The organism is Bradyrhizobium sp. ORS 86 (genome assembly GCF_045571475.1).
Taxonomy (GTDB): domain Bacteria; phylum Pseudomonadota; class Alphaproteobacteria; order Rhizobiales; family Xanthobacteraceae; genus Bradyrhizobium.
In genome coordinates this window covers 113,551-129,619 of sequence record NZ_CP120699.1, presented here as the reverse complement: position 1 = coordinate 129,619, position 16,069 = coordinate 113,551, and the positions used below count along the sequence as shown (strand labels likewise).

General features: G+C 63.6%; 15 protein-coding genes, 1 tRNA gene and 1 pseudogene. 13 read left to right on the top strand and 4 right to left on the bottom strand.

The features are described 5' to 3' along the window. Positions 1-128 precede the first annotated feature (128 nt). On the top strand, positions 129-935 hold the full coding sequence (locus P6U25_RS00590) for an undecaprenyl-diphosphate phosphatase (RefSeq protein WP_407149512.1): 807 nt from the start codon (positions 129-131) through the stop codon (positions 933-935). Positions 936-1,121: 186 nt separating this feature from the next. Here P6U25_RS00590 and P6U25_RS00585 read toward each other — a convergent pair whose 3' ends face one another. Next, positions 1,122-2,090: a complex I NDUFA9 subunit family protein gene (locus tag P6U25_RS00585; RefSeq protein WP_407149511.1), complete on the bottom strand. Its 969-nt coding sequence runs from the start codon at positions 2,088-2,090 to the stop codon at positions 1,122-1,124. Between the two features lie 147 nt (positions 2,091-2,237). On the opposite strand from P6U25_RS00585, the gene P6U25_RS00580 reads away from it, so the two are divergent. Together P6U25_RS00580 and P6U25_RS00575 are read left to right on the top strand one after the other, a co-directional pair. Continuing rightward, positions 2,238-2,324: transfer RNA gene (locus tag P6U25_RS00580), tRNA-Leu, on the top strand. A gap of 525 nt (positions 2,325-2,849) precedes the next feature. Next, positions 2,850-4,223: a serine hydrolase gene (locus tag P6U25_RS00575; RefSeq protein ID WP_407149510.1), complete on the top strand. Its 1,374-nt coding sequence runs from the start codon at positions 2,850-2,852 to the stop codon at positions 4,221-4,223. A gap of 74 nt (positions 4,224-4,297) precedes the next feature. On the opposite strand, the gene P6U25_RS00570 is transcribed toward P6U25_RS00575, so the two are convergent. Next, on the bottom strand, positions 4,298-4,696 hold the full coding sequence (locus P6U25_RS00570; RefSeq protein ID WP_407149509.1) for a tautomerase family protein: 399 nt from the start codon (positions 4,694-4,696) through the stop codon (positions 4,298-4,300). A 44-nt stretch (positions 4,697-4,740) separates the two neighbouring features. Beyond that, on the bottom strand, positions 4,741-6,006 hold the full coding sequence (locus tag P6U25_RS00565) for an MFS transporter (protein ID WP_407149508.1): 1,266 nt from the start codon (positions 6,004-6,006) through the stop codon (positions 4,741-4,743). Between the two features lie 280 nt (positions 6,007-6,286). On the opposite strand from P6U25_RS00565, the gene P6U25_RS00560 reads away from it, so the two are divergent. From P6U25_RS00560 to ptsN, 7 genes are all read left to right on the top strand, one after another. Next, positions 6,287-6,901, top strand: a complete 615-nt coding sequence (locus P6U25_RS00560; protein WP_407149507.1) for a ribonuclease D — start codon at positions 6,287-6,289, stop codon at positions 6,899-6,901. 155 nt (positions 6,902-7,056) lie between these two features. After that, a complete protein-coding gene (gene lptC, locus P6U25_RS00555) occupies positions 7,057-7,788 on the top strand; it encodes an LPS export ABC transporter periplasmic protein LptC (RefSeq protein ID WP_407149506.1) in 732 nt (243 codons plus the stop codon). Between the two features lie 5 nt (positions 7,789-7,793). Continuing rightward, on the top strand, positions 7,794-8,510 hold the full coding sequence (locus P6U25_RS00550; RefSeq protein WP_407149505.1) for an LptA/OstA family protein: 717 nt from the start codon (positions 7,794-7,796) through the stop codon (positions 8,508-8,510). 292 nt (positions 8,511-8,802) lie between these two features. Beyond that, complete coding sequence (gene lptB / locus P6U25_RS00545) at positions 8,803-9,792, top strand: LPS export ABC transporter ATP-binding protein (RefSeq protein WP_407149504.1); 990 nt, start codon at positions 8,803-8,805, stop codon at positions 9,790-9,792. Positions 9,793-9,997: 205 nt separating this feature from the next. Next, positions 9,998-11,650 (top strand): RNA polymerase factor sigma-54, encoded by a 1,653-nt coding sequence (gene rpoN, locus P6U25_RS00540; RefSeq protein WP_407149503.1) that lies wholly within the window; start codon positions 9,998-10,000, stop codon positions 11,648-11,650. Positions 11,651-11,782: 132 nt separating this feature from the next. Then, positions 11,783-12,382, top strand: a complete 600-nt coding sequence (gene hpf / locus P6U25_RS00535; RefSeq protein ID WP_407149502.1) for a ribosome hibernation-promoting factor, HPF/YfiA family — start codon at positions 11,783-11,785, stop codon at positions 12,380-12,382. A 232-nt stretch (positions 12,383-12,614) separates the two neighbouring features. Next, positions 12,615-13,076 (top strand): PTS IIA-like nitrogen regulatory protein PtsN, encoded by a 462-nt coding sequence (ptsN, locus tag P6U25_RS00530; protein WP_066514759.1) that lies wholly within the window; start codon positions 12,615-12,617, stop codon positions 13,074-13,076. Between the two features lie 6 nt (positions 13,077-13,082). On the opposite strand, the gene P6U25_RS00525 is transcribed toward ptsN, so the two are convergent. Next, entirely contained in the window at positions 13,083-13,718 is a 636-nt protein-coding gene (locus P6U25_RS00525; protein WP_407149500.1) for a TetR/AcrR family transcriptional regulator, read from the bottom strand. Between the two features lie 320 nt (positions 13,719-14,038). On the opposite strand from P6U25_RS00525, the pseudogene P6U25_RS00520 reads away from it, so the two are divergent. The 3 genes and pseudogenes from P6U25_RS00520 to P6U25_RS00510 form a co-directional block, all read left to right on the top strand. Further along, positions 14,039-14,596, top strand: a pseudogene (locus tag P6U25_RS00520) (SDR family NAD(P)-dependent oxidoreductase); the annotation flags it as partial. Positions 14,597-14,802: 206 nt separating this feature from the next. Further along, positions 14,803-14,877 carry a hypothetical protein gene (locus tag P6U25_RS00515; protein ID WP_407152713.1) on the top strand — a complete coding sequence of 25 codons (75 nt, stop codon included), beginning with the start codon at positions 14,803-14,805 and terminating at the stop codon, positions 14,875-14,877. 36 nt (positions 14,878-14,913) lie between these two features. Next, complete coding sequence (locus tag P6U25_RS00510) at positions 14,914-16,035, top strand: DUF5938 domain-containing protein (RefSeq protein WP_407149499.1); 1,122 nt, start codon at positions 14,914-14,916, stop codon at positions 16,033-16,035. The last annotated feature ends 34 nt before the right edge of the window (positions 16,036-16,069 follow it).

The following is a 16,069-nucleotide window of genomic DNA, read 5'->3' as shown; positions in this document are numbered from 1 at the left end:
GGGTCACAAAAACGCTATAGCTCAGCAAATCCGTCAGGCAACAACTCTTTGCCGTTTTTTTGCGATTGCAGCATAGGGGTGAATAGGCGAGAAGAACGCGGTTCTTCCAGACAAGGGCAGGCCACATCATGATGACGGATACGCTGCGGGCGGTGATTCTCGGCATTGTCGAGGGCGTCACGGAGTTCCTGCCGGTTTCTTCGACGGGTCACCTTCTGCTTGCTGAGCGCTTCTTCAATCTCGGCGAAGGCGACTTCTGGAAGAGCTTCGCAATCCTGATTCAGCTCGGCGCGATTCTGGCGATTGTCGCCCTTTATTTCGTCAAATTGTGGCGCATCGCGCTCGGCATGTTCACCAATGCCGAGGACCGGCGCTTCGTCATCGGCGTGCTGGTGGCGTTCTTGCCGGCTGTGGTGATCGGCTTGATTGCAGGCAAATATATCAAGGAATTCCTGTTCAATCCGTGGGTGGTCTGCTTCTCGCTGATCGTCGGCGGCGCCATCCTGCTGTGGGTCGATCAGCTCGATCTCAAGGTCTATGAAGACGACGCGACCAAATTCCCGCTGCTGATGTATTTCTGGATCGGCGTTGCCCAGTGCATGGCGATGATCCCGGGCGTGTCGCGCTCGGGTGCCAGCATCGTGGCGGCGATGTTGCTCGGCGCCGACAAGAGGTCGTCGGCGGAGTTCTCGTTCTTCCTCGCGATCCCGACCATGGTCGGTGCGTTCGCCTATGATTTCTACAAGAACCGCGCCGACTTCACGACGGACGGTCTCGGCATCATCGCAATCGGTTTCGTGGTGTCCTTCATCACTGCGATGATCGTGGTGAAGACGTTCCTCAACTATGTCACCCGCCACGGCTTCACGTTCTTCGCATGGTGGCGCGTGATCGTCGGCACGCTCGGCCTGATCGCGCTGGCGATGGGCCGGTAAGTCAAGTCTTTCGACGATACGCCGAGTCTTCACCTCTCCCGCTTGCGGGGGAGGTCGTATTGCATCGAAGATGCAATACGGGTGGGGGTTCTCTCCACACGATGGTTATCGCTCGTGGCAACACCCCCACCCCAGCCCTCCCCCGCAAGCGGGAGAGAGGGCGGAGTGCTTTCGCGGATGCGCCGCTTAAGCGTTCTTCTTCTGGAATTGCCCGGTGGCGCGGAAGCGCCAGAGATATTGCGGGGCGACGCCTTCGATCGAATCGGGCCTGATGCCGAGGCCGGCGAAGGTCAGGCCGGCTGTGGTCGCGGCGTCCGACACCACGTTGTCGGAGCGCAGCATCGCGACCTGGTCCGGCGTCAGCTTGAGCGCGCCGGGGGCGAACTGCAGGAACACCGACATCAGCCTGGCGAGGCCGAAGGGCAGTGGCGCCAGCATGCGGTCACGCTCGGTGATTTTAAGGATGATCTCCATCACCTCGCGCATGGTCAGCACTTCCGGCCCGCCGAGTTCGTAGGTCGCACCAAGCTTGGTCTTGCCGTCCACGGCGTCGGCCACGGCCCGCGCGACATCGGCGACATAGGCCGGCTGCAACTTGTTGACGCCGCCGCCGACCAGCGGCAGCGCCGGCGACAGCCGTGCCAGCGCCGCGAAGCGGTTGGTGAACTGATCCTCGGGCCCGAACATCAGCGACGGCCGGATGATGGTGGCGGCGGGAGCCGCCGCCAGCACCGCCTGCTCGCCGGCGGCCTTGGAGCGATAATAGCCGGAGACCGAATTCTCGTCGGCGCCGATCGCCGAGACATGGACCATCCGGGCGCCGCTGGCGGCCGCCGCCTTGGCAATCGTCTCGGCTCCCTTGGTCTGGACGGCGTCGAAGGTTTGCCCGCCGCCCTGGGCCAGGATGCCCACAAGGTTGATGGCGACGTGCGAATCACGCATCGCCGTCTCGACCGAGGCGGGGTAGCGTACATTGGTCTGAACCGCGTGAATCTGGCCGACCCGGCCGAGCGGCTGCAAATGGCCGGCAAGCTCAGGCCGGCGCACCGCGACTCGGACGCGATAGTCGCGCTTGCACAGTGCCCGGACCACGTTCCGCCCCAGAAAACCCGATCCGCCGAAGACAGTGACGAGCGTGTCGAGGTTCGATGCCATGAGGTCAGTTCCTGCCGGATTCGAGAGTTATTAGGGGTATTTAGCCGTTTGGCGATACGCTATCGAGCCCACCCTGTACAGAGTATTTGATTTTGCATTTGGCAATTTGACAAGCGCGCAACCGATCCTTACTAAGCCGCTCCACGTGCCCAGGTGGCGGAATTGGTAGACGCGCTGGCTTCAGGTGCCAGTGGCTTCACGGCCGTGAAGGTTCGAGTCCTTTCCTGGGCACCACTCCCTTTTCAAGCGATTGAAATCGCTCGGTCTTACGTGATCGGGCCGCCGGCCAGTCTCAGAACCGGGATAGGGCGCGCGATGACCTGTCGAATGGGCCCACCTCCGAGGGAAAACCGACTTCCCGTTTCCTTAAGTTTCAGCGTCCGCGCGAGGACGGCCGCCCGCATCCGGTAGGGTCGCGCCTGTCCGGTCAGCAATTATAGGTTTGTTAGCGAGATCGACTACACTGGAGCGATTGGGTCGTCACCGCCGTTCATTGAATTGGGCGTTACAACAGCGGAGTGCCGCCGCATCATGTCCCTGCTGGAATCGGTTGCAGCATTTCGCCCGATCACGAGGATCATTCCCGCCAAGCTGGTCGCCTTGTGTCTCGTCTGGGCCAGCGCGCCGATGCCGGTCCTTGCCGACACGTCACCGCCGCAGACCGCCGGCGTACCGATATCCGACGGCCAGATCGGCAAGGCTATCGCCAGCCTCGACGCGCTCGCCAACGACATCATGAAGCGGAGCCGCATCCCGGGCATGGCGGTCGCGGTGGTGCGGGACGGCAAGACGGTCTATGCGAAGGGCTTTGGCGTCCGGAAAATCGGCGAGAGCCAACCTGTCGATGCAGACACCGTGTTTCAGCTCGCGTCGCTTTCGAAATCCCTCGCGGCCAGTGTCGTGGCTCATCAGGTCGGCGCGGGCGTGGTCGCGTGGGATACGCCCGTCGTAACGCACTTGCCCTGGTTCAAGGTGATGGACCCCTGGGTTACGCAGCATGTCACCATCGCCGATATGTTCAGCCACCGCTCGGGTTTACCGGAGCACGCCGGCGACGACCTGGAAGACCTCGGCTATGACAGGCGAACCGTGCTGGAGCGCCTGCGGCTACTGCCGCTCCACGGCTTCCGAGATACCTATGCCTACACAAATTTCGGCCTGACGGCGGCGGCGGAGGCGGTCGCCGCCGCATCAGGCAAGGACTGGGAGACCCTTTCCGAGGACGTCCTTTACAAGCCGCTCGGGATGACTGCGACCAGCTCACGTTTTGCCGATTTCGAAAAGCGGTCCAATCGTGCTGTTGGACATGTGAGGGTCGGCGACGACTTCCAGCCGAAATATCAACGTATGCCCGACCCGCAGTCGCCGGCAGGCGGCGTCAGTTCGTCGGCAAACGATGTCGCGCGATGGTTGGCGTTGGTTCTGCAAAGCGGCAAATTCGAAGGTCGGCAGATCATTCCAGCCGATGCACTGCTTCCGGCCGTGACGGCCGAGGTCATTTCGATCCACTCGTTCTCGGCCGACGCAAGGCCCAGCTTGTACGGATACGGATTCGGCGTTGGAATCACGCCGGCGGGCCGGACGATGATCAGTCATTCCGGGGCCTTCGCGTTGGGTGCGGGGACCCATTACGCGATGATCCCTTCGGCCGGTGTCGGGATTGTCGTGCTGACCAACGCAACGCCCGGCGGTGCAGCGGAGGCGCTCGGCGCCTCTTTCATGGATATTGTCCAGTTCGGGAGCGTCACGCGGGACTGGTTTGCCGCCTACAGCGCGGCGATGGCGGGGCTCACGGCGCCGACGGGCGATCTCGTCGGCAAGTCGCCGCCCGCCACACCAGCGCCGGCGGCAAAGCTTTCATCCTATGTCGGGACCTATGCCAATCCTTACTTCGGTGACGCCGAGATCGTCGAGGTGAGGGGCCATCTGGAGCTGAAGATCGGCCCGTTGGGCAGGCCATACGCGCTGACGCACTGGGACGGTGACCGGTTTTCGGTCAACCCTTCCAGCGAGAACCAGCCCGACGGTTCGCTGTCGTCGATCGCATTCAAACGGGCCGGCGATGAGCCGGCGCGCGAATTGACCATCGACTATCTCAACGGCAACGGGCTCGGCCTGTTTGTGAGGCGTTGAAAGGCCCTGCGGGCGCGGTTTCGACAGGCGTCGTGCTGCGGAAGGTAACACGCCTCAGTTCGCGACGGGCCGCCTCACGCCGGATCGGTGTCCTCCAGATACGAGGCGAGCCCGTTGCCGAATGACCATTCGTCGCGCGCATTGGGCGACAGGATCACCTGCACATCCTCGCGCCGCAGGCCCGGCTTCTCGGTGAGGCGGTCGGCGATTGCCTTGTAGAGCGCCTTCTTGGTCGCGGTGTCGCGCCAGTTGCCGGCGACGATGTGGATGAACACCACGTCGTCGGTGCGATGGATGTCGAGATAGTCGGGATCGTAGATGAATTCCTCCGGTTCATACTGGCGGATGAACTGGAAGCGATCGCCTGGTGGTACGTTGTAGGTGTCGATCAGCGCCTGGTGGACGCCGTCGGAGATGGCGCGGATGTGGTCCTTCGACTTGCCCTTCAACAGGGAGATGGTGACGAGCGGCATGGATAAGCCTCCTTGATTGGGTCTCGTACGAAAGTGGCCCGCCCTCAGACCATGTGCCTGCCGCTCCGCTTCGCGACCGCCTTCTGCACGAAATACATTGCGATCAGCGAGAGGAACGAGGTCGTCACGACGACGTATCCGATCCGCTCGAAGTGCAGCAGCGAGCCGTCCGGACTCTCTGCGATGATCGCCGCCGCCAGGACTGAGCCGAGCCCGCCCGAGAGCTGCTGCACGGAAGCGCTGATCGCGCTGAACGAGCCGCGCTGGCTCGCATCGGGGATCGCAGACATCAGCGCCTGCGAGGGGATCATGCGCGAGAAGATGCCGACGAACATCAGCACGTTGACAATGATCGCAGTCAGCAGCGAGACCTGACCGAGATGGGTGTAGATCAGCACCATGATGACCGACACCACGCTGCCGAACACGAAGGTCGGATATTTGCCGAAGGTGTCGCTGGCACGGCCGACCAGCGGCCCCATGATGATGCTGAACAGACCGGAGACGAGATAGATCGTCGGAAGGTGGACGATGTCGATGCCTAGATTGTGCACGGTGTAGGCGCTGCCGAACGGCATCAGCATGAAGCCGCCGGTCGCCAGCAGCGTAGTCACCAAGAAGGCCAGCGTATAGCGCGGCTCTCCGACGGTCGCGACCAGGTGCTTGAACGGATTGGTGTCTTGCTTGAGCCGCAGATGTTCATCGACCGGCTGCATCACGAGCGCGATGACGGCGATCGCCGCGATCGACAGGCCGACTATCGCCAAGAAGGCGACGTGCCAATTCCAGTGGTTGGCGAGAAACAGGCCGGCGGGAATGCCGAGCACCTGGCTTGCAGCGAACGCGGTCTGCACGAACCCCATGACGCGGCCGCGCTGCTGCAGCGGGAACAGGTCGGTGATGATGGCGAGCACCACGGAGCCGATCACGCCGCCGAATAATCCGGTCACGATCCGGCCGAGCAGCAGCACGTGGAAATCCTGCGCCAGCGCGCAAAGCGCGGTGCCGAGCGTGAAGCCGACATAGAAGAACAACAGCAGGCGCTTGCGGTCGAAGCGATCGGCAAAGCCGGCGGCGAGGATGCCGGAAATGCCGGCGCTGAACGCATAGGCCGAAACCGCCACGCCGAATTGCCCGGCGGTGATGTTGAGCGAAGGCATCAGGATGGCGCCGAGCGGCGACATGATGATGAAATCGAGGATGATGGTGAATTGCGTGAACGCGAGCAGCGCGATCAGGAGCGACTGGTAGCGCGAGAAGCCGCGCTCCTTCGGGTCGTCGATCGGCGCTGCCAGGGTCTGTTCGGTCATGTCATTCTTTTCGTTGGGAGCACAAGCGGGCGAAGGGTTGGCAACAGATAGGGTGGGGCCGGGGCAATTTCACCAGTCCGGCGAAGGCAAACGGCTGTCGAATGGTGAACTGGAGCGGAAAATGCTCGATTCGTGGCGATCGCTGCTCTAATTGGGGTCAGGCAAGCGCCCCGTCGAAGGCGCGAGCGGGGTGCCGGACAATCGCCTATCCGCTCGCATCCCTGCCCTTTGGAGGGTAGTGTCGCGCCGAATCGACATTTGGAACTTGAGGCAAGTTTTCATGACCATCCGCCTGCACCGCGGCGATCTGCCCGATCTGTCCCGCTACACCGATTCGGTGGCGATCGATACCGAGACCATGGGGCTGCATCCGCATCGGGACCGGCTCTGCGTGGTGCAGATGTCGAACGGCGACGGCACCGCCGACGTGATCCAGATTCCGAAGGGGCATACCGATTCGCCGAATCTGAAGGCGCTGCTCGCCAATCCCGCCATCACCAAGATTTTCCATTTTGCCCGGTTCGACGTCGCCGTGCTCTACAACACCTTCGGTGTGATGCCGAAGCCGGTCTACTGCACCAAGATCGCCTCGCGGCTCACCCGCACCTACACCGATCGCCACGGCCTGAAGGATCTGGTGCGCGAAGTGCTGAACGTCGATCTGTCGAAGCAGCAGCAGTCGAGCGATTGGGGCGCGCCGACCCTGAGCGAGGCGCAACTCGCTTACGCGGCCTCCGACGTGCTGCACCTGCATGCATTGCGCGACAAGCTCGACGCCATGCTGGCGCGGGAGGGACGGACCGATCTCGCCAAGGCCTGCTTCGAATTCCTCCCCTCCCGCGCCAAGCTGGATCTCGATGGCTGGGAGGCCGAGGACATCTTCGCCCATTCGTGAACGGCGACAATTTCACCCCGAGGACGGCAGTTCCGCCCCGTTTCGGCCAAACTGTTCACGCGAGGTCGCTTTCGGGGGCGCGATGCGAGGTCCGGGCTGCATATTTGCGCGGCCGCGGGTAGTATGGACGGCAATTTCGCGCCTCTGGAGCAATGGTGAGTTCGGTTCAGAATCCAGCCTATGGTGCCAGCCTCGAGGCGCGCTTCGCCGCGGCCGCGCGGCACAGCCGCATGGTGCGGATCCTGCGCATCGCCGTGCCCGCGACGGTGGTGGTGGCGATGGCCGCGATCATATTCGTCTCGATCGTCAATCCGTTCCGTGCCCTGATGCCCAACGTTCCCCTCGAGATGGATAATCTCGTCGTGTCCGGGACCAAGATCACGATGGAATCGCCGCATCTGTCCGGCTTCTCGACCGATGGGCGGCCCTACGAAATGTGGGCCAAGGCCGCGATCCAGGACGTCACCGATCCCGATCACGTCGAACTGAAGACGATCCGCGCCAAGGTGGCGATGCAGGACCAATCGACGGTGACCATGGATGCGCGCACCGGTTTCTTCGACAACAAGCAGCAGCTCCTCGACCTGCGCAAGGATATCTTCCTGCAATCGTCGACGGGCTATGAAGCGAGGCTGACGCAGGCGTTCGTCGACATGAACAAGGGCACCGTGACGTCGGACGAGCATGTCGACGTCAAGCTGCTCGACGGAACGCTGACCTCCGACAAGCTGCGGATCTACAACAACGGCGAAGTTGTGCGGTTCGAGGGCAACGTCGTGATGCACCTCGACAAGCTCGGCGACAACAATGCCGCGAGCCAGCCCGCTGAACCCGCTCCACCTCCGCCGCCGCCGTCCAAGGCACGCAGATCCGCCAACCCGAAATGACATTGATGATGAGACTTTTTCCGCGCGGCACGGCCATCGCGGCGTTTGCGCTCTCGCTCTTCGCAGCGGGCGCTGTGAGCGCGCAAGGCTCGATGACCGGCGTTCCAAACGCCATGCAGGGCTTTTCGCAGAATCGCGATCAGCCGATCCAGATCGAAGCCGCCTCGCTCGAAATGCGCGACAAGAAGAAGGAAGCGACCTTCGCCGGCAACGTGAAGGTGGTGCAGGGTGACACCACCATGACCTCGAAGACTCTGGTCGTGTTCTACGAATCGAGCTCGGGTCAATCGCAGCAGCCGCCGGCCAATGGCAGCGCCAAGGGTGCGAAGGGTTCGGCCGCGCCGATGCAGTCGGCGACCCCCGGTCCCGGCGGCGCGTCATCGATCAAGCGGCTGGAGGCGCGGGGCAACGTGGTCGTGACCCAGAAGGATCAGGTGGTCACCGGCGAGACCGCGATCTTCGACACCAAGACCAATCTGATCACCATGCTCGGCGGCGGCGGCGGCCAGGTGGTGCTGACCCAGTGCCAGAATGTGCTGCGCGGCGATCGCCTGCTGGTCGACATGACCACGGGCGTCTCGCGGGTGGAATCCGACAACGGCAAGGTGCAGGGCCTGTTCATCCAGTCGCAGGGTGGGCAGAACGGCAAGTGCGGGACGCCGGTCGCCCCCGGTGCGGCACCACCGTCGCCGCTCCAGCTCCTTCCAGGCAAGCCCAAGTAAAATCAATAGGTTAAATAATATTCTCGACCCCTGAGGTTGAAGCACGCGGGGCGAGATTGTATCTACTGGAGCGGCCCGGCCCGGACATGCGCTTGAGGGGGATGGTGACGTTGGCTTGGCGCGGGGCATCCAATCATTCAAGGCGCGATCATCGCGCTTTGCCGTGTTGTTTGAGCATGGACCGTCCGGAAGCCGGTGCCCAGTTGTCCGGACCATGCTCGGGTTCGCGTGCAAATCGACTGATCTGCGGCGAAGTCGTGCGATCACCCTAAGAGGCCGAAGCGAAGCGGGGATGGTGGATTTTCTCGGCATGTTCCGACGGCGCCCTGCGAAGCGCAGCAGCGGATTCGCGCGCTCGCACGACGACATCACGGCGCTCGGCGATTCATTCGGCGACATGCTGGCGAGCCCCGTGCGTGACGCGCCGCCGATGGCGCGGGCCGCCCCGGTGCCCGGCGTGGAGCTGCCGCGGCCCCAGCCGCAGCCGGCACCCGCGGCCCCGCGCGCCAGGCCTGCGCGGGGCAACGGCGCTGCCGGCGCGCCGCAACTGATCAAACGGCCGGGCTATCTGGCTGTGCACAGCGTGGAAAAGAGTTTTGGCAGCCGGCAGGTCGTACGCGGCGTCAGCATCTATGTCCGTCGCGGCGAGGCGGTCGGATTGCTGGGGCCGAACGGCGCCGGCAAGACCACGGTGTTCTACATGATCACCGGGCTGATCAAGGCCGATCGCGGGGCGATCGAGCTCGATGGCCATGACGTCACCAGGCTGCCGATGTACCAGCGCGCCCGTCTCGGCATCGGCTATCTGCCGCAGGAAGCCTCTATCTTCCGCGGCCTCTCCGTCGAGCAGAACATCCGCGCGGTGCTCGAGGTGGTCGAGCCGTCGCGCAAGAAACGCGAGCACGAGCTGGATTCGCTGCTCGACGAGTTCAACATCACCCGCCTGCGGAAAAGCCCGTCGATCGCGCTGTCCGGCGGCGAGCGCCGCCGCGTCGAAATCGCCCGGGCGCTGGCGACGCGCCCCAATTACATGCTGCTCGACGAGCCGTTCGCCGGCATCGACCCGATCGCGGTCGGCGACATCCAGGACCTCGTGCGTCATCTCACCAATCGCGGCATCGGTGTTCTCATCACCGACCACAATGTCCGCGAGACGCTCGGCCTCACCGACCGCGCCTATATCGTCTATGCCGGTGAAATCCTGACCGAAGGCAGTCCGGAAGACATCGTTAATGATCCCGATGTACGGCGGCTTTACCTTGGCGAGGAATTCCGCCTTTAGCCTGTGATCCGCCAGACGGCGCAGCGATTTGATGTTAAGGTCATGCGCTGCTTAGGGAATTTGATGCCGGCCGGACGCAAGATCGCAGCGTCCCCGTCCGCCGGCGGCGCTTACTCCAAAATTCCAATGCGTCAAGCCGTGTACATCCTGAGCGGTCTAAGATAAGCAAGAATCGAGCCAACTTTTCTGGATTGTTCTTGCCTCCATGGCACTGACCCAAAGACTAGAGTTCCGCCAGTCGCAGTCGCTGGTCATGACGCCGCAGTTGATGCAGGCGATCAAGCTGCTGCAATTGTCGAACCTGGACTTGTCGGCCTTCGTCGAGGAGGAGCTGGAACGCAATCCGTTGCTCGAGCGGGCGAGCGATGGTCCTGAGCCGCCGGTGGCCGGCGAGGCGGCCATCGAGCGGCCGGACTATGGCGACGTCGACGGTTCCGGCAGTGATGGCGATGATGGCAGTGACCCAGCCGACATGGCCATGGGCTCCACTGGTGCTTTCGAGCCCGGCCAGGAGGAATGGCTGAACCGCGATCTTGGCACCCGCGCCGAGATCGAGCAGACACTGGACACCGGCCTCGACAACGTATTTTCCGAGGAGCCTGCGGAAGCGGCCGCGCGCGCCGCGCAGGACGCGCCGCCGTCGGTCTATACCGAGTGGGGCGGCGGCGCCTCCAGTGACGACGAATATAACCTTGAAGCCTTCGTGGCCGCCGAGGTGACGCTGGCCGATCACCTCGCCGAACAGCTCGCGGTGGCTTTCGCTGCGCCCGCGCAGCGCATGATCGGACAGTACCTGATCGATCTGGTCGACGAGGCCGGTTACCTGCCGGCAGATCTCGGGCAGGCCGCCGAGCGACTGGGCACCTCGCAAGCCGCGGTCGACGAGATCGTCGCGACGCTGCAGACGTTCGATCCGCCAGGCGTGTGCGCGCGGAACCTAAGTGAGTGTCTGGCGATCCAGTTGCGCGAGCTCAACCGCTACGATCCCGCGATGCAGGCGCTGGTCGAGCATCTCGACCTCCTCGCCAAGCGCGACATCGCCGCCTTGCGGAAGCTCTGCGGCGTCGACGACGAAGACATCACCGACATGATCGCGGAGATCCGCAGGCTCGATCCGAAGCCGGGGTTGAAGTTCGGCACGTCGCGGGCGCAGACCATGGTGCCCGATGTCTATGTGCGGCCGGGGCCCGACGGCGGCTGGCATGTCGAGCTCAACAGCGACACTCTGCCGCGTGTGCTGGTCAACCAGACCTACTACGCTGAGCTGTCGAAGACGATCCGCAAGGACGGCGACAAGTCGTACTTTTCCGATTGCCTGCAGAACGCCACCTGGCTGGTGCGCGCGCTTGATCAACGCGCCCGCACCATCTTGAAGGTCGCGACCGAAATCGTTCGCCAGCAGGACGGCTTCTTCACATATGGCGTCGCGCACTTGCGGCCGCTGAACCTGAAGGCGGTCGCCGACGCGATCCAGATGCATGAATCCACCGTGTCGCGCGTCACCGCCAACAAGTACATGGCGACCAATCGCGGCAGTTTTGAACTGAAGTATTTCTTCACCGCGTCGATCGCATCCGCCGACGGCGGCGAGGCGCATTCGGCGGAAGCGGTGCGTCACCATATCAAGCAATTGATCGACGGCGAGGCGCCATCGGCGATCCTGTCCGACGACACCATCGTGGAACGTTTGCGCGCGTCCGGCATTGATATTGCCCGCCGCACCGTCGCAAAGTACCGCGAGGCGATGCGGATACCGTCTTCGGTCCAGCGCCGCCGTGACAAACAGAGCATGCTCGGCAATGCCCTTTCGGCCCCCGTCTCCTCCGATCGATCGCGCGATACTACGGCTGCAGTATAATTGCCTTCGCGCCGAATCGCGCTAGTCTCATCTTGCCCCTTCAGGCGTAACCCGGAAAGGAAGGTGCCCGAAATCCAGAAAACCATCATGCTCCGGCAGAGTGATCGAGGCATCCAGCAATCGAGGCATCAAATGACCCTTCGAATCTCGGGAAAGAGCATCAGCATCGGCGAAGCGCTTCGCGCGCGCGTCAGCGAGCGCACCGACGAGGTCCTGCGAAAGTACTTTGATGGCAACTATTCCGGTCACATCACGCTGAGCAAGGATGGCTTCGGATTCCGGACCGATTGCGCGCTGCATCTGGATTCCGGCATTACGCTTGAAGCCGATTCCAACGCCGCCGATGCCTATGCCAGCGCCGATGCCGCGCTCCTGATGATCGAGAAGCGGCTGCGCCGCTACAAGAGCCGATTGAAGGACCGCTCGGCCCGCAAGGCCTATGCCGCCACCGCCGCGCTCGCCGAGCTGAATGGTGCAGGGCTCGATGCGCCGAGCTATGTCATCGAGGCGCCCGAGAGCGAGGACGAAGTCGCCGAGTACAGCCCCGTGATCATTGCGGAAGCAACCACCGCCTTGAAGCGGCTGTCAGTCAGTGAAGCTGTCATGGAGCTGGACCTGTCGGGCGCATCCTGCCTGGTGTTCCAGCACGGTGGCAGCGGGCGGGTGAACGTCATTTACCGCCGCACGGACGGCAATGTCGGCTGGGTCGATCCCCCGGCGGTTACGCCCTGAGATATTGGGGGGATGGCATTGACCTCGGAAGCCAGCCCTGCTTATGGTCCGCCGCCCCAAGGGATAAGGGGGCGGAACAGGGTCCGCAGGTGTTGGCACCGCCGATGCGTTGGAGTAGAAGCCCTGCCAACCAGGACCGGGGCTAAGCCCGCATCCCACCTCACCTTCTTGACGCCGCCGCTGTAACGCCTATTTCGCAACCTGACGGTCTCATTCACCTCGGAACGTCCCAATGCCGATTACCGATTTGGTCGCACCCGAGGCGATTCTCCCGGCTTTGAAAGTCATCAGCAAGAAGCAGGCGCTGCAGGAACTCGCGGCGCGTGCCTCGGCGCTGACCGGGCAGAATGAACGCGCGATCTTCGAGGTGCTGCTGCAGCGCGAGAAGCTTGGCACCACCGCCGTGGGCTACGGCGTCGCCATTCCGCACGGCAAGCTGCCGAAGCTGGAGAAGCTGTTCGGCTTGTTCGCCCGTCTCGAACGTCCGATCGATTTCGAGGCAATGGACGGCCAGCCGGTCGATCTGATCTTTCTGCTGCTGGCGCCCGAAGGTGCCGGCGCCGACCATCTCAAGGCGCTGGCGCGCATCGCCCGCCTGCTGCGCGACCAGGACGTCGCCAAGAAGCTGCGCGCCTCGCGCGACGCGCAAGCGATCTATTCGGTGCTCGCGCTGCCGCCGGCAAGCGCGGCGTAACGATCCTCACGAAGCAATCGTCGGCAGCACACGCCTGACCTCGTCGAGGAATTCGGGGATCGCGGTCTCGTCGTCGGCGAGATGCCTGAGCAGCGCGCTCTGGAACAGGCCGTCGAACAGCGCGTACAGCGCGGCCGACGATGTTGCCAGCCGCTTGCCGTCCAGTTCGGCATAGCGCGAGGCGACGCGCCAGATCATGGCTTCCAGGCTCTTGTCGATCTCAAGCACGTCCTTGCGAAACGCGGCCTCGAACATCGCCTGCGAGCGCAGGTCGTACCACAGCCGGTGCATGCGGGCGTCCTCGCGCAGTGTGGCCGCAAGCTTGGCGAGAAAGCCGTCCGTCAGCTCCTTGCGCGTCTTCGCGGTCGCGACGACCTCGTCATAGCGCGTCACGCACTTTGCCTTGTAGTGCCGCACGCAGCAGCAGATCAGGTCGAGCTTGTCGCTGAAGTAGTAATGAAACACGCCGTGCGTGAATGCGGAGTTCTGCGCGATCTCACGCAGGCTGGTGCGCGCGAAGCCGAGTTCGCCGAGCGTTTCCAGCGCGGCTTCCGCAAGCTCGATCCGCCGCGCGTTGAACTTCTCGTCGCGCAGCGTTTCGGCCGCTACCGCCACCCGCTCGGCCGTTGCCTGCCGCGCCATCTCCCGCCTTCCTTCCGTTCCCGTCCCTTCAACGACTTATAGCGCGCCGACGATGGCGCTCCATCCCCTCACAATCATTCTCTTAGACAGTTGTCAAATTTCATCTTGACAAGTGTCAAGTTTCTGGCGGAGGTTTGGTGAAATAATTTGGACAGTCGTCAAGACGCCGAACAGGGAGGATTTACGCCGCCGGAGCAGCCAAAGCTGCGCTCCGCCGATCACCGGATCTGACTGTCACCCCGCCAAGGTAACCAGTCGTCGGGCATGCGCTGCCGATCGCAGCAAGCACTCAACAATCAACAGCAAGGGAGGAGTACGTCATGAGTGGGAAGAGCCTTGAAGGCAGGAAGGCCCTGGTCACCGGCGGCGCCCGGGGAATTGGAGCTGCGATCGCGCAGGCCCTGGCGCAGTCCGGGGCGGCGATCATGATCGCTGATATCCTCGAAGAGGCCGGCAGGTCGACCGCCAACGAGATCGCCAAGGCCGGCGTGAAGACCGGCTTCGCCCAGCTCGACGTCACCGACGACGCGCAATGGGAGCGGGCCGTCGCGGCCACCGTCGCGACGCTCGGCGGCTACGACATCCTGATCAACAATGCCGGCATCGAGATCACCTCGCTGGTCAGTGAGATCAAGGCCGAGGACGCGCGGCGGATGTGCGACGTCAACATCGTCGGCACCGTGCTCGGCATGAAGCATGCCTTCCGCGCGATGCGGCCGGGTGGGCTGGCCGGCAAGGGCGGTGCGATCGTCAACATCGCGTCCGTCGCGGCGACGATCGCCTTCCCGAGCATCGCGGTCTACTCCGGCACCAAATCCGCAGTCGATCGCATGACGCGGGTCGCGGCGATGGAAGCCGGCAAGCTCGGCTACGGCGTGCGCGTCAACTGCATCTATCCGGGCCTGATCCCGACCGACATGGGGATGCAGCTCGCCAACGACATCGTGAAAATCGGACTCGCGCCGGACATCAATGCCGCGGTCGGATCGGTGGTGGAGCAGACGCCGCTCGGCCGCCTGGCCGAAGTCGGCGCCAGACGCCGCTCGGCCGCCTGGCCGAAGTCGGCGACATCGCGGACGCCGCCGTGTTCCTGTGCTCGAACGATGCGCGCTTCATCACCGGCGTCGGCCTGCCGGTCGACGGCGGCATGGGCATGTAGCAGCGCACGCAACAGCAATCATTTCGGAGGATCGCCATGAGCGAGAAGAAGCCTGTCGTCGTCTATGGTGTGTCCGGCTACACCGGGCGCCTGGTCTGCGAATATCTGCGCGAGTACAACGTCCCCTTCATCGCCGCCGGCCGCGACGCCGCAAAGGTGAAGGCGGTGGTCGAGAAAATTCCGGGCATCGAGACCGCCGACTACGAGGTGGTCGGGGTCGAGCACAATGTCGAGGCGCTGACGAAACTATTTCGCGGCTCGCGGGTGGTCAGCAACATGGTCGGCCCGTTCATCAAGCACGGATCGGAGGTCGTCGAAGCCGCGCTGCAAGCCGGCTGTCACTACACCGACACGACCGGCGAACAGGACTGGGTGCTGCTCGCGCAGGAGAAATGGGGCAAGGCGTTCGCCGAGAAGGGCCTGCTGCTGTCGCCGAATCTCGCACAGATGTACACGACCGGTGAAATCGCCGCCAACATCTGCCTGGAGACGCCCGGTCTCGACACGCTCGACATCCTGGTGTTCTGGAAGGGCTTTCCGACCTACGCCTCGACGCAGACGATCTTCACCATCCTCAAGGCGAACTGGTACTACCTCGAGCAGAACAAGTTCGTCGAATGGGATGTCACGGCACGTGCCGACGTCGTCGTGCCGGGCCAGCATGAGACAGCGATCGCGGTGCCGTGGGGCGGCACCGCGCATCCGGTCTGGTTCAAGAATGATCCGCGCGTCAGCAATTGCCGCGTGCTCGGCGGCGTGCTCGCGCGCCCGGTGATGGAAGGCGTGGTGCAGACCACGCAGATGGTGAAGGAGAAGATCAAGCCGCTGCCGCCGGCGGAGCAGGAGAAGGCGCTGGCCGACATCGCCGCCACCTTGCAGGCCTCGATGCCGCCGCGGGAAAATCCGCGCGTTAACACCTCGATCGACTCGGTCCACGCGTCCGGGCCGCTCGGCCGCGCGCATTGCGTGATCCACGGCAATTGCAATTACAAGCAAACCGGCATGCTGCAGGCCTATGCGGCGTTCGCGCTGCTGCAACAGGCGCCGAAACGCACCGGTTTCGCCTCCGGATGCCAGGCGTTCGGGCATCGCGAGCTGCTTGGGCAACTGCGCAGCTTCGGGCTCGTCAGCAAGCCGGTCCTGACCGTGCAGGACTAACCCAGGTCCGGCGGGTGGCGCGCCTGATCGCGTC

What these genes read in the sequence shown, in the direction of transcription:
- rpoN (WP_407149503.1), top strand. Translation starts at nt 9,998, where the DNA reads ATGGCACTGACCCAAAGACTAGAGTTCCGCCAGTCGCAGTCGCTGGTC.
- P6U25_RS00570 (WP_407149509.1), bottom strand. Translation starts at nt 4,696, where the DNA reads ATGCCGCTCGTCACCATCTCCCTGTTGAAGGGCAAGTCGAAGGACCAC.
- P6U25_RS00560 (WP_407149507.1), top strand. Translation starts at nt 6,287, where the DNA reads ATGACCATCCGCCTGCACCGCGGCGATCTGCCCGATCTGTCCCGCTAC.
- P6U25_RS00550 (WP_407149505.1), top strand. Translation starts at nt 7,794, where the DNA reads ATGATGAGACTTTTTCCGCGCGGCACGGCCATCGCGGCGTTTGCGCTC.
- P6U25_RS00575 (WP_407149510.1), top strand. Translation starts at nt 2,850, where the DNA reads ATGGCGGTCGCGGTGGTGCGGGACGGCAAGACGGTCTATGCGAAGGGC.
- lptB (WP_407149504.1), top strand. Translation starts at nt 8,803, where the DNA reads ATGGTGGATTTTCTCGGCATGTTCCGACGGCGCCCTGCGAAGCGCAGC.
- ptsN (WP_066514759.1), top strand. Translation starts at nt 12,615, where the DNA reads ATGCCGATTACCGATTTGGTCGCACCCGAGGCGATTCTCCCGGCTTTG.
- P6U25_RS00525 (WP_407149500.1), bottom strand. Translation starts at nt 13,718, where the DNA reads ATGGCGCGGCAGGCAACGGCCGAGCGGGTGGCGGTAGCGGCCGAAACG.
- P6U25_RS00510 (WP_407149499.1), top strand. Translation starts at nt 14,914, where the DNA reads ATGAGCGAGAAGAAGCCTGTCGTCGTCTATGGTGTGTCCGGCTACACC.
- P6U25_RS00590 (WP_407149512.1), top strand. Translation starts at nt 129, where the DNA reads ATGATGACGGATACGCTGCGGGCGGTGATTCTCGGCATTGTCGAGGGC.
- hpf (WP_407149502.1), top strand. Translation starts at nt 11,783, where the DNA reads ATGACCCTTCGAATCTCGGGAAAGAGCATCAGCATCGGCGAAGCGCTT.
- P6U25_RS00585 (WP_407149511.1), bottom strand. Translation starts at nt 2,090, where the DNA reads ATGGCATCGAACCTCGACACGCTCGTCACTGTCTTCGGCGGATCGGGT.
- P6U25_RS00565 (WP_407149508.1), bottom strand. Translation starts at nt 6,006, where the DNA reads ATGACCGAACAGACCCTGGCAGCGCCGATCGACGACCCGAAGGAGCGC.